Source organism: Plesiomonas sp. (assembly GCF_051650925.1).
Lineage (GTDB): Bacteria > Pseudomonadota > Gammaproteobacteria > Enterobacterales > CAMTGL01 > Plesiomonas.
Window position 1 is genome coordinate 1 of sequence record NZ_JBOFRH010000011.1, and the last position, 17,208, is coordinate 17,208.

Sequence of the window (17,208 nt, forward strand, 5' to 3'; positions counted from 1 at the left end):
CCAAAGATCGTAAAGCAATTACCCTTTCACTGATAATGAACTGGTTAGTTGGCCCACTGCTGATGTTTGTCATTGCCGTATTATTCCTACATGACTACCCCGGTTATATGGTCGGCCTGATATTAATTGGGCTTGCACGTTGTATTGCCATGGTTTTGGTATGGAATGATCTGGGCGGCGGAAATAAAGAGTATGGTGCAGGATTAGTTGCACTTAACAGTGTGTTTCAAATATTCACCTACAGTTTTATGGCATGGCTATTTATTACCGTACTTCCGCCACTTCTCGGTTTTCAGGGCTTTGACGTTAATATCACTATGATTGATATTGCCGAAAGTGTACTAATTTATCTAGGCATTCCCTTTATAGCGGGTTTTATCAGCCGCAAAGGGTTGATAAAAGCCAAAGGTGAACAGTGGTATACCGAAATATTTATTCCGGCAATATCTCCGATAACATTAATAGCATTGCTGGCGACCATCGTACTGATGTTTAGCCTTAAAGGTGAAATGATTGTCGAGTTACCGATGGATGTTCTACGGGTAGCTATACCTCTTGTTGTTTATTTTATCCTTATGTTTTTCAGCAGTTTTTTGATTGGTAAGAAAATCGGTATTCCGTATGATAAAAATGCCTCTATTGCCTTTACCGCTACCGGAAATAACTTTGAATTAGCCATTGCCGTATCGATTGCGGTATTTGGTCTTAATTCTGATCAGGCGTTTGTCGGTGTTATTGGCCCGCTAGTAGAAGTGCCGATACTGATTGCACTGGTTAATATTGCACTACGAATGAAACAGCGTTATCAGATAACAGAATAATTTTTATTTCTGATACCTCTTTTATGGCTGCCACAAAACCGCGCAGCCATAAAAGAGAACGTTGGTAGCGATACCCTATATTTTTTATCGCCCCTATACTCGACGATACGGTAGATAAACCGGTGCCCACATGCAGGCTTCTATATTTTGCAGCAGATCTTTGCCATTTAATGCATGAGTCGGATCTTTACGTACAATTTCCTTCAAAATAGCCAGTGCAACATGCACCGAGATCGTGCGTAAATCACTGATACGTGGATACACAGTTCCATTAGCCAGATCCTGTGGCTGCACACATTCAGCCAGTGCAAACGCGGCCGTAGTAAAAATATCCGGTGAGATCTCACGGATCTGGCTCACTACCGCCGCCAGCCCCACACCGGGAAAAATAAACACATTATTACCCTGCCCGATACGGTGCGATTTCCCATCAAACATGACATCAGCAAATGGGCTACCGGTTGCAACAATGGCTCGACCTGCACTCCAGTTAAAAATATTTTCCGGTAGTGCCTCGCAATTACTGGTCGGGTTCGATAACGGGAAGACCATTGGCCGCTCACTGTGCTGAAGCAATGCCTCAATATGTGCCTGTGTGAACGCACCACCAGCACCACTAGTACCCAGCAATACCGTAACCGGTACATAGGTCAGTACTTCCATCAAATCTGCTCGACCTGCTTCACGAGTTTGCCATGTAGCCATCAGCGTCGCCGGTTTAGCATAGCGGCGTTTGTAGGCATCAAGCCCCTCACGGTTATCACACACCAAACCTTGTGTATCGAGGATAAAAATCCGATCGCGGGCAGCCTGTTCGTCCATCCCTTCATGCAACAAACCCGCATAAATCTGATCGGCGACCCCGACACCACCGGCTCCTGCTCCGTACACCACATAATGCTGATCACTGAGTGACTCATGTTTACTGCGCACCGCACCAATAATTCCCGCTAACACCACGGCCCCCGTACCTTGAATATCATCATTAAAGGAAGGGTGCACTTGCTGATAACGGCTCAAATTATTGAACGCATTAGACTTACTAAAATCTTCCCACTGCAACACTGCATTCGGAAAGTGGCGTTGAACCTGTGTTACAAACTTATCAATAAAAGCATCATACGCTTCACCACGTAATCGGCGATGCGGCAATCCCAAATACATAGGGTCATCAAGTAGCGCCTGATTATCCGTTCCCACATCTAGCGTAATTGGTAAGCAACATGCTGGGTGAATACCGGCAGCAAGGGTATACAGTGACAACTTACCAATCGGGATCCCCATACCGCCAACCCCTTGATCACCAATACCTAAAATCCCCTGACTGTCGGTAACCACAATGATCTTAATGCCTTTACCGCTAAAATGGCGTGCCAAATTCCCCATATCATCCACATTATCTGGCGTAATAAACAACCCTCGTGGTTTTTGATAACGGTGGCTAAACTCCTGACACGCTTTTCCCACCGTAGGGGTATAAATAATGGGTGTCATCTGCTCGACATGCTGTGATAACAACGCATAAAACAGAGTTTCATTACGATCTTGCAGTGAGCGCAAAAAAATATACTTTTCAATATCGGTCGATACGCTCAAAAACCCCTGATATACCCGCTCAATTTGGGCATCAAATGTCTGAACCTGAGGTGGCAACAAGCCATCAAGGTCAAAATCGGCACGCTCTTGTGCACTGAACGCCGTCCCCTTATTCAGATTCCGATCATTGAGTAAATCCGTACCATTGATTGCAACAGGGCGAAACTCATCCCCCTGCGAGTCTTTCCAGCGCAAATACTTACCGGTGGCCATCTCTAAACCTTCCTTATAATATGGAATGTCATAACTGAAATAGGCCACACGCAACGCAGCACAGCCTAAACCCCTAGTAAGGTTAATGATATTAGGATGAAACTGAGTATTGTGTGATGCAGAGCAAACAAGACTACATACTGTCAAAAATAGGATTTACAGGAAATAAGCGGAGGATAAAGCCCAAAGAAATAGGATAAACAACTAAGAAATAGGAAATAACAGCGCAGAAAAATAATATATAGGGAAGAAAACAGAAAAAGAGACAAAAAGCAAAAACAGAGAAGAGAAAAGAGAGAAGAGAGAAGAGAAGAAATTGTGGTGGAGCTAAGCGGGATCGAACCGCTGACCTCTTGCATGCCATGCAAGCGCTCTCCCAGCTGAGCTATAGCCCCATTATAAAAATGGTATTGCGGGAAAAAAACAAAAATAGATTGGTGGAGCTAAGCGGGATCGAACCGCTGACCTCTTGCATGCCATGCAAGCGCTCTCCCAGCTGAGCTATAGCCCCAATACATGACCATCTTTAACACTTTCTATAAGACAGCCTTTGGAAACTTTTCTGATTTGATGGTGGAGCTAAGCGGGATCGAACCGCTGACCTCCTGCGTGCAAGGCAGGCGCTCTCCCAGCTGAGCTATAGCCCCATCGCTATATCAGAATTGCTTACACTATACTGGATGTGGGCATCACAATACAGTTTGTTTTATCTGCATGTTTATGAACTATATCAAATAACATACAGCACTTATCAAGATGGTGGAGCTAAGCGGGATCGAACCGCTGACCTCTTGCATGCCATGCAAGCGCTCTCCCAGCTGAGCTATAGCCCCAGCTTGATACATGTACTAAAACAGGTTAAGCGAGGCGAATAATAGGCAGTCAAATCGTCGCTGTCAACACCCGAATAACCACAACCCGACTGATTGCTCGAAATCTCAACAACTGTTAGGGAAAACAGCTTATCAACAGCTAAATAGCCATTTATAGCGATAAAAAAACACTCGCGGCCATCGTGCCCGCGAGTGTTTAGTGAGTATCTATAACGGCCAATTATGGCCGTTTGTAACGCATATCAAACGCAACCTAATCTCAAATGATCGCTGAGGTTATAAGGGTAAATAACCACGACTATCAACGGTATCAGGCAATTTTTTTCCATGCACCGTACTGGTTGCTTCCTGGAACTTCACCCTGTGTCCACCACTGGGCTTGCCATGTTGCACCGTTATAAGTCGCCTTTTCACCCGTTGTATACGCTTTGGTTGCTGTCCATGCAGCCGTACCTACAGTACTGCCACCTGATGAAGAGACCGCTTCCCAAGGGCCACCCAAATCAGGTTGATTACCTTGCGTCCACCACTTGGCTTTATACTGCACGCCGTTGTACACCACGGTATCACCTGCTACATAAACTTTACTTGCGCTCCAGGTAGTTTGGCCGCTGACAACAGGCACATCTTTTACCGTTACCACAACAGATTTCGTTGCGCTGAGCTTACCGTCACTCACCACTACCGATACGGTATAGTTAGTGTCTGCGGTAACCGCAGGTGCAGTCACTGTAATTGAAGCCGTATTTAGCGCACTGGCAGTTAAACCAGCAGTATTCCAGCTATAAGTTAACGGATCATTTTCTGCATCTTTTGCATCTACGGTCAGAACCAGCGTTTTGCCCTCTTCTACCGATAAGGTTGTCGGCAGTGTCAGAACAGGAGCCGTGTTAGTTCCCACTGGCGGTACAGTAACAGGTGCTTTAACGGTAACACTGACGTTATTACTCACAACGTTGGTGCCATCACTGACTTTCAGAGTCAGGCTGTATACCGTATCTTTAGTCACCACTGGGGCGGTAAATGTCAGCGCCGGAGTGGTGAGGTTAGTCGCGGTAAATCCGGTAGGCAGTACCCATGTGTAACTCAGTGTTTGGCCTTCTGGGTCAGTGGCTGATGCCTGAACACTGCCACTTTTTCCACTATCGGCAGTAACGGCACCGATAACACTGACGACCGGAGGTTTATTGGTGTTGTTGCCACCGGTACCGGCTACCGAGTGCCCTAATGACTCATGCATAGCATTGAGAATGTCACCGTTGTCACCATCAATTTCCCATGAGAACAAGCCACCCAACCCGTTGGCACGAACATAGTCACCTTTTGCCTGAACTGAACGCGGGTTGTCATAGGTAATCAGCTCGCCGGTACCCTGATTCCAGACATATGGAGCTTGTGCTTGCTCGTCATAACCATATTGGAAACCGTTAACACCGGTACCATTGGTTGTGCCCAATGAGCGCTTTAGCAAGTCCCAGTAATCCACAACACCCGCTTCAAACGTGCCTTTTACTGCGCCGTTTGCTGTGCCTGACATTGGGTTACCCGCAATTTTCAGTGATGCAGGAGTTACCCCACTCCAGCCACGGCCATACATGGCCACACCGACGTTCAGTTTTTTCGCCAATACTTTTTTGGCCAGCATCAGTTTAATGGCGTTATCGGTATTGTAATCAGGTTTATTGGTGTAATCCTTACCGCTTGAGTCTTTACCCGTACCCTGACAACGTGCAGCTTCTAAGTGTGAACCGCAATACAGTGCTGCCTGATGACCTGGTTCATTATTCCATGCACCGTAGAAGTCATAAGTCATCACGTTAAAACGATCGACATACTGCGCGGCTTCGGCATAGTTGATAACGCCGATTTTATCGTATCCCGATCCGATAGCTGAGGTCAGCTCATAACGCTTACCGGTTTCTGCGCCAACACGATCAAGCATTTCACGCAATTCACGCATTAATGTCACATACGTTGCACCATCTTTTGCTGGGTCACCCAGTTTCGGATTAGCACCTTTGCCGCCCGGATATTCCCAGTCAATATCCACACCATCAAAGAATTTCCATGTGCGGATAAACTCTTCTACCGAATCAACAAAGACTTTACGTTTTGCATTATCGCCAAAAAAGAAGAATGGATCAGACAGTGTCCAGCCGCCAATAGAAGGCAGAATTTTCAGATCAGGATAGCGTTTTTTCAGCGCCATCATGCTGCCAAACGTCCCCTTATAGGAGTCAAATTGCCCCTGTCCGGCTTGTGGCATTTGCAGTGCAGCCCAAGGATCGTGAATGGCAACTTTGAAATCTTCACGGCCAGAGCATGCTCGTTGCAATGCATTGAAACTGTTACCATTATCAACTTCTTTTAAACCATCATTGATACCTGCACCACCACAAATGGGGGTAAAGCCGTAGTATAAATGGGTCAGGTTTTGTGCAGGAATTTTAGAGACTGGGTATTTACGATCGTAAACGCCCCACTCAACAAAGTATGTGCCTACCTGCATACCACTGGTGTTGGTGTAGGATTTATTGTTGGCATCTACCGACATCACTAAAGGATCAAGATGGCTGCCATCAGTATCGGCAACCACGATAGCTTTTGCATCGCTGGCAGTACAGACTTCAGTTGCGCCCGTGCCGCTGCACAGTGCAATCTGCATCTGATATTTGCCGCCTTTTTTCACATAGACAGTCGCGCTGTCTTTTTGGGATGCAGCAGAAGCAATGGTTTTTTCAAACACCGGTTTACCGTCGAACAACACTTTCCAGTGATCACCGGCATCACCAGACCAACGATCCCACGCAACGGGAACCGGAGCGCCGTCTTTATTCACTTTCACTAACGCGTTGTATGAAGTGGCTTCTTGGTTAACTTGCACGATAGCAAAATTACTCTCGCCCCAAGCCAGTACCGGTTTACCCGGTGCGGCCTGTGCGTGACCAATACCTGCCAGCATAAGTGAACAACAAAGTGCAGAGAGAGGGAATCCTTTAGATTGCATTACCCGTTCCTTTTAGGTAGGCAAACATAACTACAGTAAGCGACCCACAATGCTGCTCTGCACGCGTAATGATTGGCGCGATAACAGTCAACAAACCAAGGTTACTTACCATCCAACAAATGTTGCATGTCTGTGCTTATTTTTAGACAACAAAAATCATTCATTTTATTTAACAAAAACACAACATGAGAATAATCGGAAAACAGGGTTTGCAGAATACCCATTAAAAAAAAGCGAAACAGTTCTCATATCAGACATAGAGGAGAGCAAAGAGAGGGAAAAAAAGGAAAACCTCACTAGCACAGCAGTAAACGCTGAAAAACAGTGAGGTTTATCCTATTAGAAGAGATTATCTGTCAGATAATGAGATCAATAACTCATCGATACGAATCGATAATTTTGATAGCTGCACTGCCTGATTCATTGTTCTGCATACCAAGTTCTTGCACCTCGTTTCAGCACAAAAACAGGGTTATTTCGCAACATAAAAATATATCGCAAAAAAGTGGCACATTGCGCCGCCAAGCACAAACAGGTGCCAAATGGCATGGCTAAAAGGAAGCCGTTTTGAAAGATAAAAAACAACGCCCAAGCTGTAAAGTACACCGCCCCCAGCTAACAACAGTAACCCACCCAAAGAGAGTGACTCCGCTAACTGATAAATCACAACCAATGAGAGCCACCCCATCAGTAAATAGGTAATGACAGAAAGCACTTCAAAGCGATGAATAAACAATAACTTAAAAACAATGCCCGATAACGCCAGCCCCCAGATTACCGCCATCAGATAAGTAGCCAGAGAGCTTTGCAATGCCACCAATAAAAAAGGGGTATACGTTCCGGCAATTAGCAGGTAAATCGCGCAGTGATCGGCAATTTTTAAGCGATGTTTTCCCACGGGGTTTGTTGCGGCATGATACAGCGTTGAGGCAAGAAACAGCATAATCATGCTGATTCCGTATACCGTATAACTAAAGAGTGCAGTAAAACCTTGCTGAGCACTAATCCCCTGTTTTAACAAAAGAAACAGGCCTACTACTCCTAAGATTATCCCTAAGGCATGGCTGATGCTGTTAGCCACCTCTTCAGCGTCAAGACGGGCATATATCGCCGACATAAGGTCTCTCCAAAAAAAGCGCGGCATCACATGCCTGTTTATCTTAATTTGCAGTATACCGCGTTCAGCTTACATGTGTACTCTCAAATAGTGTTCTATCGCATCAACAGGTCACACACTGCTGTTTATCTGCTCTTTTTTGAATCAGAAACTGAGAAAAATCCATTACTGGAGGTGCATAACCTAAATTGGTCATAGAGGCTGAAATTTGCCCCCGGTGATGTACCGCATGTAATGAAATTTGCATCAACATCTCAGCTAAAGAGATATCGGTATCAAGATACGGAATATCGTGACAGGCACAAATTTTGGTTAAATCTATTTTTTCAGGGGTTTGTAAAACATTCTGCCAGTGATAAGTCACGGCTTCTAGACGGGTAAATAAGTGCCGGATATCAATTGTGATAATGCTGTCAACAGCCATTGTGATGCGTTTATTTAGGATCACATTGGTATAGAAAATTTCTTCAGTCGCTAACAGATGATTTAATGTATTGATAATAGAGCCAAAATAGAGGCCGTTATCTTGCATGAGTAGGGCGCTGGGTAAACTGCGTAGTGAGCGCTGTAGTTGTTGATAAGCCCAGTGATGATAATGCATTTGATTTTGCAGGTGCTGGTGCAGTGGCATGGTTATTCCTTGAACTGCATGAATAACCAGATTTTACCCTGCTTATTCCCCTGTGTTAACGCAATTAACACTGCGTGAATTAAAAGTTAGTAAAATATAGAAAAAGATCACATTCCAGCATTTCCCACCTTCCAATAAAACGCTTCACGCTATGTATTTTTAATCAAAATAAATGATTGAATATTCGTTTCTTAGCCTCTACATTGCTAAAACATAACTGAGTAATGGCCTTAAATGGCCGATAAGTATTGATCAGAACCCGGCGGTTAAGATCACGTTCACCCCACTGTTTTGCATGGAGCGCATATGACTTCCCTTAATACTGATGCACTGATGAGTATTACTCACCGGCCTGATCTCTATTTCACGCGTGGCAAAGGGCACTGGCTCTATACTGAAGATAACTCGGCCTATTTAGATTTTGTACAAGGCTGGGCGGTAAACTGCTTAGGCCACTGCCCTGATGTACTGATACAGGCGTTGCACACTCAAGCACAGCAGCTCATTAACCCTAGCCCCGCGTTTTTTAATCAACCAATGGCGGAATTAGCAACCCGCCTGACCGAGCTTTCAGGCCTAGATAAAGTGTTCTTCACCAACTCTGGTGCAGAAGCCAATGAGAGTGCAATAAAATTGGCGCGCCGTTATGGTCAAAAACATAAAAACGGGGCATACAAAATTGTCACGTTTGATAACAGTTTTCATGGCCGCACGTTAGGCACAATGTCGGCTACCGGAAAACCACAGTTTGCCCCCCTATTTGAGCCAAAAGTGCCGGGCTTTATCAAAGTGCCTTTCAATGATATTGCTGCCGTGAAAAATGCGATTACTGCCGATACAGTAGCCATTATGCTTGAGCCGATTCAGGGCGAGGCAGGCGTTATTCCGGCAGAGCGCGCTTTTATGCAAGCATTAAGACAACTGTGTGATGAAGAGCATCTGCTGCTGATTGTAGATGAGGTGCAAACCGGCATTGGTCGTACCGGTAAAATGTTTGCTTTTGAACGGTTTGGTGTGATGCCCGATATGGTGACCTTGGGTAAAGGGTTGGGGGGTGGCATTCCGCTAGCTGCGCATTTAGCTCGTGAACATGTTTGTTGTTTTGAACCGGGTGATCAGGGGGGAACATACAATGGTAACCCGCTGATGTGTGCCGGAGGGCTGGCGGTGGTCAATACCGTTGCACAGGAGCGTTTTCTCCAAAATATTGATGCTAGCAGTGCTTTGTTGGTTGCTGGATTAAAACGGTTAAGCCAAGAGTTCGATTTGGGTGAGATTCGCGGAGAAGGGTTATTGCTGGCCTTTGATCTGAAATATCCAATAGCTGAAGAGGCGGTGAAAGAGGCGCGTTTTCAGCACTTATTACTCAATGCCCCACGGCCAAATATTCTGCGGTTTATGCCCGCACTGACCCTCACCGAACATGAGATCAATGTGATGCTCACACGCTTACAGCTGATTATTCACAGCTTGGTGATGCCGTATAAAAGAGCGCAGCTCGTCAGTGACGCTATTAGTGGGTAACGCTATTGGTAAATGGTACGCTTGATGAATGGATAGTCGCGCGGAAAAATATTAAACCGGTGATGACTCATTCAATCTCACATAAAAAAGAGGCCATCATTGATGACCTCTTTTTTTAAGATTTACGCCAGCAATATTATGGTGTGGAATATTAGACCGGCACCATAATCTCGGTAGCCAAAATAACGACAACTAAACCAACAAATACGGGTACAGAGGTACGCTTAACCACTTCAAACGGAGAGAGTTTAGCCATACCCGAGGTGGCAACAACAACACCGGATACTGGTGAAATTGTGCGGCCTAAATTAGACGCTTGCAGCATAGGAATAATTAAAAATGCCGGATTGATGCCCATTTGCCCAGCCAATTTTGGGATCAGTTCCACAAAGGCATAAAAAGGAGCGTTACCCGATCCGGTCGTAAACGCGGCCAATGTGGTAATCACCACCAGCACCAGCATCATGACAAACCCACCATTCCCGAAAGATTGTGCCATTCCCAGTAAATTATCAATAAAACCTACCGTGGTTAACCCTTGAGCAAAGACACCGGCAGCCACCAATAACATCACTACGCTGGAAAATGCGTCAGCCATGCCGCGATAGGCAACTTCGAGACCTTTAAAGACCTCTTGCCCATCAAATTTACGGATAAACTCCAGCAGAGCTGTCAGGATCATACAAATCACTAAAATAGTGACAATATGCAATTTTGGCGCAATATCACCGCTGAAAATCAGAACGCCAATAATTGGGCTGAACGGCAAAATGGCATAAAACTTTGGCGCATCAACCTGAATATCACTGACATCCAAACGCTCATGGCTCACACCCTCTTTATTGTCTAAATAACGCTGCCAGAAAAAGTGTGCAACCGCCATACACAAGATAGCAACAATAGAGATAGGCAGTGTGGTTTTAAATGCAAAATCAATCAGATCAAGGCCTGCTGCATTTGCCGCGACGACCACATCCCCGGAGGTCGGTGATAAAATAATGGCCGCCGGAGATGCACAAATTGCCGCTGCCGCACCACGGCTGATTCCCACATTTACCATCAGTGGGAATAAGGTTGCCATCAGCAACACACCCAGACCGGTAGCCGATGAAACGGCCAATGACATCAGGCAAGCGACAAAATAGGCCGCAATCATAAGTACATACGGTGATTTAATGCGCTGCAACGGTTTGGCCGTAATTTTCACGACCATATCATTAGCACCAACATGTGTCATATAGGTGGCAAACCCACACAACATCATAATCATCATGCCAAGATCACCACCGCGGCTCATCAGCAGATATTTAACATACTCCACGACATTGGTGGCTGCATTACCGGTTGACTCAACCCCTTTCGGTAATATTGAATGACCAAGCAACACTGAAATAATTAACAACAAAATACCGCCGGTCATTAAAACACCGGTTGCAGAGTAGCCTTTAAATATATATCGCCCAACACCCGCAGCAACAATGACACCTATCAATAGCTCCAGCATAGTTATCTCTTTCTATTTTATTCATTAAGTTTTGCCACTCTAAAGTAGCTTGTATTAGCTCGCTATCAATTTTCTATTGCGGCGTGATGGCGCTCTATATTTAACAAGAAGAAAGACAACGTGATTTGTTTATTCCCCCGATAAACTCGAGTGGAAATAAATCACATTATCATCGGCGATAGTGAAATAAGACAGGATACTGCACAGATATATTGTGGTGAGTTCACAAATATGGCGGGATAAAAAGGGTAGGCAGAGATAATGACAATATGGCGACTACAATACCTGATCGGTAGCTGGAAATAATTACCAAACCATAATGTAGCATTACCAATTATCTGATAAGCCAGCCAACGCTGACTTATCAGATTTTATCAGAAGAGACTCAATTTACTGTTTTGCGATAATCTCGCCATTTTCCAGATCAAGTGTGAGTAACTTCCCTGGTAGCAATTTACCTGACAATATTTGCTGTGCCAGTGGATTCTCAACTTCTTGCTGCATCGCCCGTTTTAGCGGACGCGCGCCATAGATAGGATCATAGCCAGCCTGTGCCAGATGCTCCAGCGCAGCATCCGTCATATGTACCTGATAACCGCGATCTTCCAGACGTTTGTACAAACGTTGTAACTGAATAGCTGCAATGGATTTAATCTGCTCACTACCCAGTGGGTGGAATACCACAGTTTCATCAATACGGTTGATAAATTCAGGGCGGAAGTGCTGTGATACGGCACTCATCACCAGCTCTTTCATCTCACCGTAATCGAGCGTACCAAACTGATCTTGAATCAGATCCGAGCCTAAATTAGAGGTCATGATCACCACGGTGTTACGAAAATCAACCGTACGACCTTGTCCATCAGTAAGACGGCCATCATCAAGCACCTGCAACAGAATGTTAAACACATCCGGATGCGCCTTCTCTACTTCATCGAGCAGGATAACCGAGTACGGGCGACGACGAACCGCTTCGGTCAAATAGCCCCCCTCTTCGTAGCCCACATAACCCGGAGGCGCACCAACAAGGCGTGACACCGAATGTTTTTCCATGAACTCCGACATATCAATCCGCACCATGGCATCATCACTGTCGAACATAAAATTCGCCAATGCTTTACACAGCTCGGTTTTACCGACACCGGTTGGGCCTAAGAACAAAAATGAACCAATCGGACGATTAGGATCAGCCAACCCAGCGCGACTACGGCGAATTGCATTTGATACTGCTTCAACCGCTTCATTCTGGCCAATCACCCGCTTATGCAGATCATTTTCCATCCGCAGCAGTTTATCGCGCTCGCCTTCAAGCATACGGGCAACCGGAATACCGGTCGCTTTTGATAGCACATCGGCAATTTCAGCATCGGTGACTTTATTGCGCAGCAGTTGCATCTCTTTTGTATCAGTCTGGCTGGCTATTTCAAGCTGCTTTTCCAGTGCCGGAATACGGCCATATTGCAGCTCAGACATTCGAGCCAAATCACCAGCACGACGCGCTTGTTCAAGTTGCGTTTTAACTTGCTCTAACTCTGCTTTGATGTGTTGTGTTCCGGATAAAGCCGCTTTCTCTGCTTTCCAGACTTCATCTAACTCAGCGTATTCACGCTCTTTGGTCTCTAACTCTTCGTTCAACATAGCAAGACGCTTGAGACTGGCATCATCAGACTCTTTTTGCAGTGCTTGCTGCTCAAGTTTGAGCTGAATAATCCGACGATCAAGGCGATCTAATGACTCAGGTTTTGAGTCTATCTGCATCCGGATACTAGAAGCAGCTTCATCAATCAGATCAATGGCTTTATCCGGCAACTGGCGATCCGCAATATAGCGATGTGACAGCGTTGCTGCCGCGACAATGGCCGGATCAGTAATCTGTACATGGTGGTGCAGCTCATAACGCTCTTTCAACCCGCGCAAGATAGCAATCGTATCTTCAACGGTAGGCTGCGCGACATACACTTTTTGAAAACGGCGCTCAAGTGCGGCATCTTTTTCAATATACTGACGATACTCATCAAGCGTGGTCGCCCCGACACAGTGCAGCTCACCACGAGCCAAGGCAGGTTTAAGCATATTCCCCGCATCCATTGCGCCGTCACCTTTACCGGCACCGACCATGGTATGCAGCTCATCAATAAACAGAATGACGCTGCCCTCTTCTTTGCTCAGCTCATTCAATACTGATTTTAAACGCTCTTCAAACTCACCACGGTATTTTGCACCGGCAATCAACGCGCCCATGTCCAGAGAAAGAACACGCTTATGCTTTAAGCCTTCCGGTACTTCACCGTTAATAATACGCTGCGCCAAGCCCTCTACAATCGCGGTTTTACCCACACCCGGCTCACCAATAAGTACCGGATTATTTTTGGTTCGGCGCTGCAAAACCTGAATCGTACGACGGATCTCTTCATCGCGGCCAATAACCGGATCTAATTTCCCCTGCTCGGCACGTTCAGTCAGATCAATGGTGAATTTTTTTAGTGCCTGACGTGAGTCTTCGGCATTGGCATCGTTCACGCTGTCTCCTCCGCGCATTTGATCAACGGCGGCATTGAGTTTAGCAACGGTTGCCCCCTGTTTACGCAGAGTATCACCCAACTTGCCACGCTCTTCGCTAGCGGCCAATACAAACAGTTCGGAAGAGATAAACTTGTCGTTACGTTTTTGTGCAATTTTATCGCACAAATTCATTAAACGGCCCAAATCTTGCGACAGCTGTACATCACCGCCAATACCATCAACTTTCGGTAAGCGATCTAACTCTTGCGTCAGTGCAGAACGCAGTGCCGCAACATCAATACCCGCACTGGTCAACAGCGGGCGCACTGTGCCGCCCTCTTGATTGAGCAGAGCAAGCATCAGGTGGATAGGTTCGATATATTGGTTATCACGCCCTAAGGCTAAAGATTGCGCATCGGCAATGGCTTCTTGAAATTTACTGGTTAGACGATCCAGACGCATAACTCCTCCTAAACGGTCGTTGCGCGCAATTATTCATCTCTCTATCTATTAAATGAGGCTTTACGGGATATTTTCAAGAGCGTGATTGAAAAGAAGTATGACAAGGTGTTTATGGGGGATACAAGAGATAATCCCTGCATGCTCAGTAGATAAAAAAACCTGCACAAGGCAGGTTTTTTGTCGACGCACCGTACAGTAATCTGCGTTATTCACGCCAAATCAGACTAGCCTGACGGCCGGTAACTGATTCACGACGGAATGAGAAAAACTGTTCGGCATCACTCACGGTACAGTAATCACCGCCGTAAATCGCGGTAACTCCGGCCGCCAGCATACGCTGACGTGCCAGCAGATAAATATCGGCCAGATAACGATCACTGTGCGGCGTAAACGCCAATACCGCCGCTGGACTGTGCTGAATAAACTGCTCACGGACTTCAGCGCCAACCTCAAACACACTTGGCCCGATAGCCGGCCCCATCCACGCCATAATGCGGGCAGGCGCAACACCAAAGCGCGCGATGGTTTTCTCTAATACGCCATCGCACAACCCACGCCATCCGGCATGAGCAGCCGCCACTTGCGTGCCGTCATCACTGCAAAACAGTACCGGCAGACAATCGGCAGTCATCACCGCACAGACAGTATCAGGCTGCGCGGTGAAAGAGGCATCAGCATCGCGCGATGCTTCTGCATCAGCAGGTAAAATCAGCACACGCGTTCCGTGTACCTGATTTAGCCAGACAGGTTCAGCCGGTAAACGTGCAGCATTACGCAGCAACGCACGGTTTTGATCCACGGCGCTAGATGAGTCGCCCACATGCGTACCAAGATTTAAGCTCGCATATGCCCCTTCACTCATACCCCCGTCACGGGTTGTACTCAGCGCGCGAACATTTGCCGGCGCAGGCCAATTAGGTTCAATCCACTTCATCTATCCATCTCGCTATTGGCTATGAGCGCACAGGTACACGGCTGCTCGACGTGACTGATTAATAATCCATATCATCTTTATGTTCTTGCGCATCAGCACGCAGTGTTTCAACCAGCTCAACCATATCATCAGGGATAGGGGCATGCCACTCAAGTAATTCCCCTGAGATTGGGTGTACTAATCGCAGCATCGTCGCGTGTAGAGCTTGACGATCAAACTTACGTAACACCTGCAAGAACGCCTCGGATGCCCCACGTGGTGGACGCGGACGACCACCGTACAACGGATCACCAATCAGCGGATGGCTGATAAACGACATATGCACACGGATCTGATGCGTACGGCCGGACTCAAGGCGTAAACGCAAGCGGGTATGGGCACGGAAACGCTCCATAATCCGGTAGTGCGTAACAGCCGGCTTACCCATTGGGTGCACCGCCATATGCGTACGCTTGCTCGGATGACGTGAGATTGGTTCATCCACCGTGCCGCCTTTGGTCATAATACCAATAGCAATGGCTTCATATTCACGTGTAATTTCACGGCGTTGCAACGCTTCCACCAAATGTGTTTGGGCGGGAACGGTTTTTGCCACTACCATTAAACCAGTGGTATCTTTATCCAGACGATGCACGATACCCGCACGCGGAACATCGGCAATTGCTGGACAGTAGTGCAGCAATGCGTTCAATATAGTACCGTCGGCATTACCGGCACCCGGATGAACCACCAGATCACGGGGTTTATTGATCACCAGAATATCGTCATCTTCATAGACAATATTCAGTGGAATATCTTGTGCTATCCAGCGCGCAGGCTCTTCGAGCACCGCGGCAATGACGATCTGTTCACCGCCAAGCACCTTTTCGCGCGGGCGATCAACGATATTGCCGTCAACCTGAACGCCGCGCTCTTGGATCCACGTTTTAATGCGTGAGCGCGAGTAATCGGGGAACAACTCTGCTAACGCTTGGTCTAAGCGTTGTCCGAGTTGGTGGTAAGCCACTGTCGCTGTTAGTTCAATTTGTTGTGCCATGTCGCAACTTCTTTATTAACGTTGAATTTATTAACGTTGGGTTTTAACGGCATGCCGTTTAGAATAGCCTGTAATTGTACATTTCTTTGCTGGGATCTTTATGGAAAGACTCCCACAAGCCACTTGAGGATGATCGAGAACGTCATGAAGCGTATTACAGCCCTGATGGTATCAGTAGCTCTTGCCGTCACGTTAGCGGGATGCTCCAGCACAAAAGAGACCGTACCTGATGTTCCTCCTGCAGAGCTTTATGCTAAAGCGCAGGAAAAATTGCAGGATGGTAACTTCCGTGAAGCTATTACCCAACTAGAAGCACTGGATAACCGCTACCCGTTTGGCCCTTATTCACAGCAGGTGCAGCTCGATCTGATTTACGCATATTATAAATCAGCCGACCTTGCCTTGGCGATGGCATCGATTGACCGCTTCCTGCGTTTGAATCCGACATCACCACAAGCTGACTATGTGCTGTATATGCGTGGTCTGACCGATATGGCTTACGATGACAATTTGCTGCACGGCCTGTTCGGTGTTGACCGTTCTGACCGTAGCCCAGCGCATGCTCGTCAGGCATTTCGTGATTTTACCATGCTGATCCAGCGTTATCCGAACAGTTCTTACGCAGCAGATGCGCATGCACGGTTAGTCTTCCTGAAAAACCGTCTTGCCAAGCATGAACTGGCTGTTTCCCAGTACTATACCAAACGTGGCGCTTATGTCGCGGTGATTAATCGTGTTGAGCAAATGCTGCGCGATTATCCAGACACCCAAGCAACCCGTGAAGCACTGCCGCTGATGGAAAATGCTTACCAGAAACTGGGCTTAACCAGTGAAGCTGATAAAGTGGGCAAACTGATTTCTGCCAACAAATCGGCTGCATAACGGGCTTATCACCCTTTGCTCTGGCGTGTGCAAGGCTGTATCGCAGTATAAACGTTATTTGCAAAAATGACGCTGCAGTTATGGTGGCGAATGCTGTAAGAACGGCAAGAATTGGGTGATATAAAACCCGACAAAAGCGTACTGAC

Annotated in this window: 11 protein-coding genes and 4 tRNA genes; 3 read left to right on the plus strand and 12 right to left on the minus strand. The window is 46.6% G+C overall.

All coding sequences use genetic code 11. The annotated features are described in order from the left end of the window. On the plus strand, window positions 1-821 hold an 821-nt coding region (arsB, locus tag ACRC27_RS00145), incomplete at its 5' end, for an ACR3 family arsenite efflux transporter (RefSeq protein WP_438638767.1). Between the two features lie 93 nt (window positions 822-914). Here the strand turns inward: arsB and ACRC27_RS00150 are convergent. The 8 genes from ACRC27_RS00150 to ACRC27_RS00185 all read right to left on the minus strand — a co-directional run bounded on the left by ACRC27_RS00150 (window position 915) and on the right by ACRC27_RS00185 (window position 8,218). Continuing rightward, window positions 915-2,630 carry an NAD-dependent malic enzyme gene (locus ACRC27_RS00150; protein WP_438638769.1) on the minus strand — a complete coding sequence of 572 codons (1,716 nt, stop codon included), beginning with the start codon at window positions 2,628-2,630 and terminating at the stop codon, window positions 915-917. 319 nt (window positions 2,631-2,949) lie between these two features. Next, window positions 2,950-3,025, minus strand: a tRNA-Ala gene (locus ACRC27_RS00155). Between the two features lie 40 nt (window positions 3,026-3,065). After that, window positions 3,066-3,141: transfer RNA gene (locus ACRC27_RS00160), tRNA-Ala, on the minus strand. Window positions 3,142-3,201: 60 nt separating this feature from the next. Next, window positions 3,202-3,277, minus strand: a tRNA-Ala gene (locus ACRC27_RS00165). A gap of 110 nt (window positions 3,278-3,387) precedes the next feature. Beyond that, window positions 3,388-3,463 (minus strand) — tRNA-Ala (locus ACRC27_RS00170). A 310-nt stretch (window positions 3,464-3,773) separates the two neighbouring features. After that, the gene (locus ACRC27_RS00175) at window positions 3,774-6,470 is read right to left on the minus strand and encodes a glycosyl hydrolase family 18 protein (protein WP_438638771.1); all 2,697 of its coding nucleotides are present in this window, start codon (window positions 6,468-6,470) and stop codon (window positions 3,774-3,776) included. 472 nt (window positions 6,471-6,942) lie between these two features. After that, a complete protein-coding gene (trhA, locus tag ACRC27_RS00180; RefSeq protein WP_438638773.1) occupies window positions 6,943-7,587 on the minus strand; it encodes a PAQR family membrane homeostasis protein TrhA in 645 nt (214 codons plus the stop codon). A gap of 103 nt (window positions 7,588-7,690) precedes the next feature. Beyond that, window positions 7,691-8,218 (minus strand): DinB family protein, encoded by a 528-nt coding sequence (locus tag ACRC27_RS00185; protein WP_438638775.1) that lies wholly within the window; start codon window positions 8,216-8,218, stop codon window positions 7,691-7,693. Window positions 8,219-8,524: 306 nt separating this feature from the next. Between ACRC27_RS00185 and ACRC27_RS00190 the strand changes: the two genes are divergently transcribed. After that, a complete protein-coding gene (locus ACRC27_RS00190; RefSeq protein ID WP_438638777.1) occupies window positions 8,525-9,742 on the plus strand; it encodes an acetylornithine transaminase in 1,218 nt (405 codons plus the stop codon). A gap of 151 nt (window positions 9,743-9,893) precedes the next feature. On the opposite strand, the gene dcuC is transcribed toward ACRC27_RS00190, so the two are convergent. The 4 genes from dcuC to rluD form a co-directional block, all read right to left on the minus strand. Continuing rightward, the gene (gene dcuC, locus ACRC27_RS00195) at window positions 9,894-11,246 is read right to left on the minus strand and encodes an anaerobic C4-dicarboxylate transporter DcuC (protein ID WP_438630166.1); all 1,353 of its coding nucleotides are present in this window, start codon (window positions 11,244-11,246) and stop codon (window positions 9,894-9,896) included. 390 nt (window positions 11,247-11,636) lie between these two features. After that, a complete protein-coding gene (gene clpB, locus ACRC27_RS00200; RefSeq protein ID WP_438622513.1) occupies window positions 11,637-14,210 on the minus strand; it encodes an ATP-dependent chaperone ClpB in 2,574 nt (857 codons plus the stop codon). Window positions 14,211-14,415: 205 nt separating this feature from the next. Next, on the minus strand, window positions 14,416-15,144 hold the full coding sequence (gene yfiH, locus ACRC27_RS00205) for a purine nucleoside phosphorylase YfiH (protein ID WP_438638779.1): 729 nt from the start codon (window positions 15,142-15,144) through the stop codon (window positions 14,416-14,418). A 58-nt stretch (window positions 15,145-15,202) separates the two neighbouring features. Then, complete coding sequence (rluD, locus tag ACRC27_RS00210; RefSeq protein WP_438622511.1) at window positions 15,203-16,180, minus strand: 23S rRNA pseudouridine(1911/1915/1917) synthase RluD; 978 nt, start codon at window positions 16,178-16,180, stop codon at window positions 15,203-15,205. Between the two features lie 144 nt (window positions 16,181-16,324). Here rluD and bamD point away from each other — a divergent pair, with 144 nt between their 5' ends. After that, on the plus strand, window positions 16,325-17,062 hold the full coding sequence (bamD, locus tag ACRC27_RS00215; protein WP_438628876.1) for an outer membrane protein assembly factor BamD: 738 nt from the start codon (window positions 16,325-16,327) through the stop codon (window positions 17,060-17,062). Window positions 17,063-17,208: the final 146 nt, after the last annotated feature.

Bases quoted from the DNA above. Each gene is read 5' to 3' on its own strand.
- ACRC27_RS00185 (WP_438638775.1), bottom strand. From the start codon at position 8,218: ATGCCACTGCACCAGCACCTGCAAAATCAAATGCATTATCATCACTGG.
- ACRC27_RS00150 (WP_438638769.1), bottom strand. From the start codon at position 2,630: ATGGCCACCGGTAAGTATTTGCGCTGGAAAGACTCGCAGGGGGATGAG.
- dcuC (WP_438630166.1), bottom strand. From the start codon at position 11,246: ATGCTGGAGCTATTGATAGGTGTCATTGTTGCTGCGGGTGTTGGGCGA.
- yfiH (WP_438638779.1), bottom strand. From the start codon at position 15,144: ATGAAGTGGATTGAACCTAATTGGCCTGCGCCGGCAAATGTTCGCGCG.
- trhA (WP_438638773.1), bottom strand. From the start codon at position 7,587: ATGTCGGCGATATATGCCCGTCTTGACGCTGAAGAGGTGGCTAACAGC.
- bamD (WP_438628876.1), top strand. From the start codon at position 16,325: ATGAAGCGTATTACAGCCCTGATGGTATCAGTAGCTCTTGCCGTCACG.
- clpB (WP_438622513.1), bottom strand. From the start codon at position 14,210: ATGCGTCTGGATCGTCTAACCAGTAAATTTCAAGAAGCCATTGCCGAT.
- ACRC27_RS00190 (WP_438638777.1), top strand. From the start codon at position 8,525: ATGACTTCCCTTAATACTGATGCACTGATGAGTATTACTCACCGGCCT.
- ACRC27_RS00175 (WP_438638771.1), bottom strand. From the start codon at position 6,470: ATGCAATCTAAAGGATTCCCTCTCTCTGCACTTTGTTGTTCACTTATG.
- rluD (WP_438622511.1), bottom strand. From the start codon at position 16,180: ATGGCACAACAAATTGAACTAACAGCGACAGTGGCTTACCACCAACTC.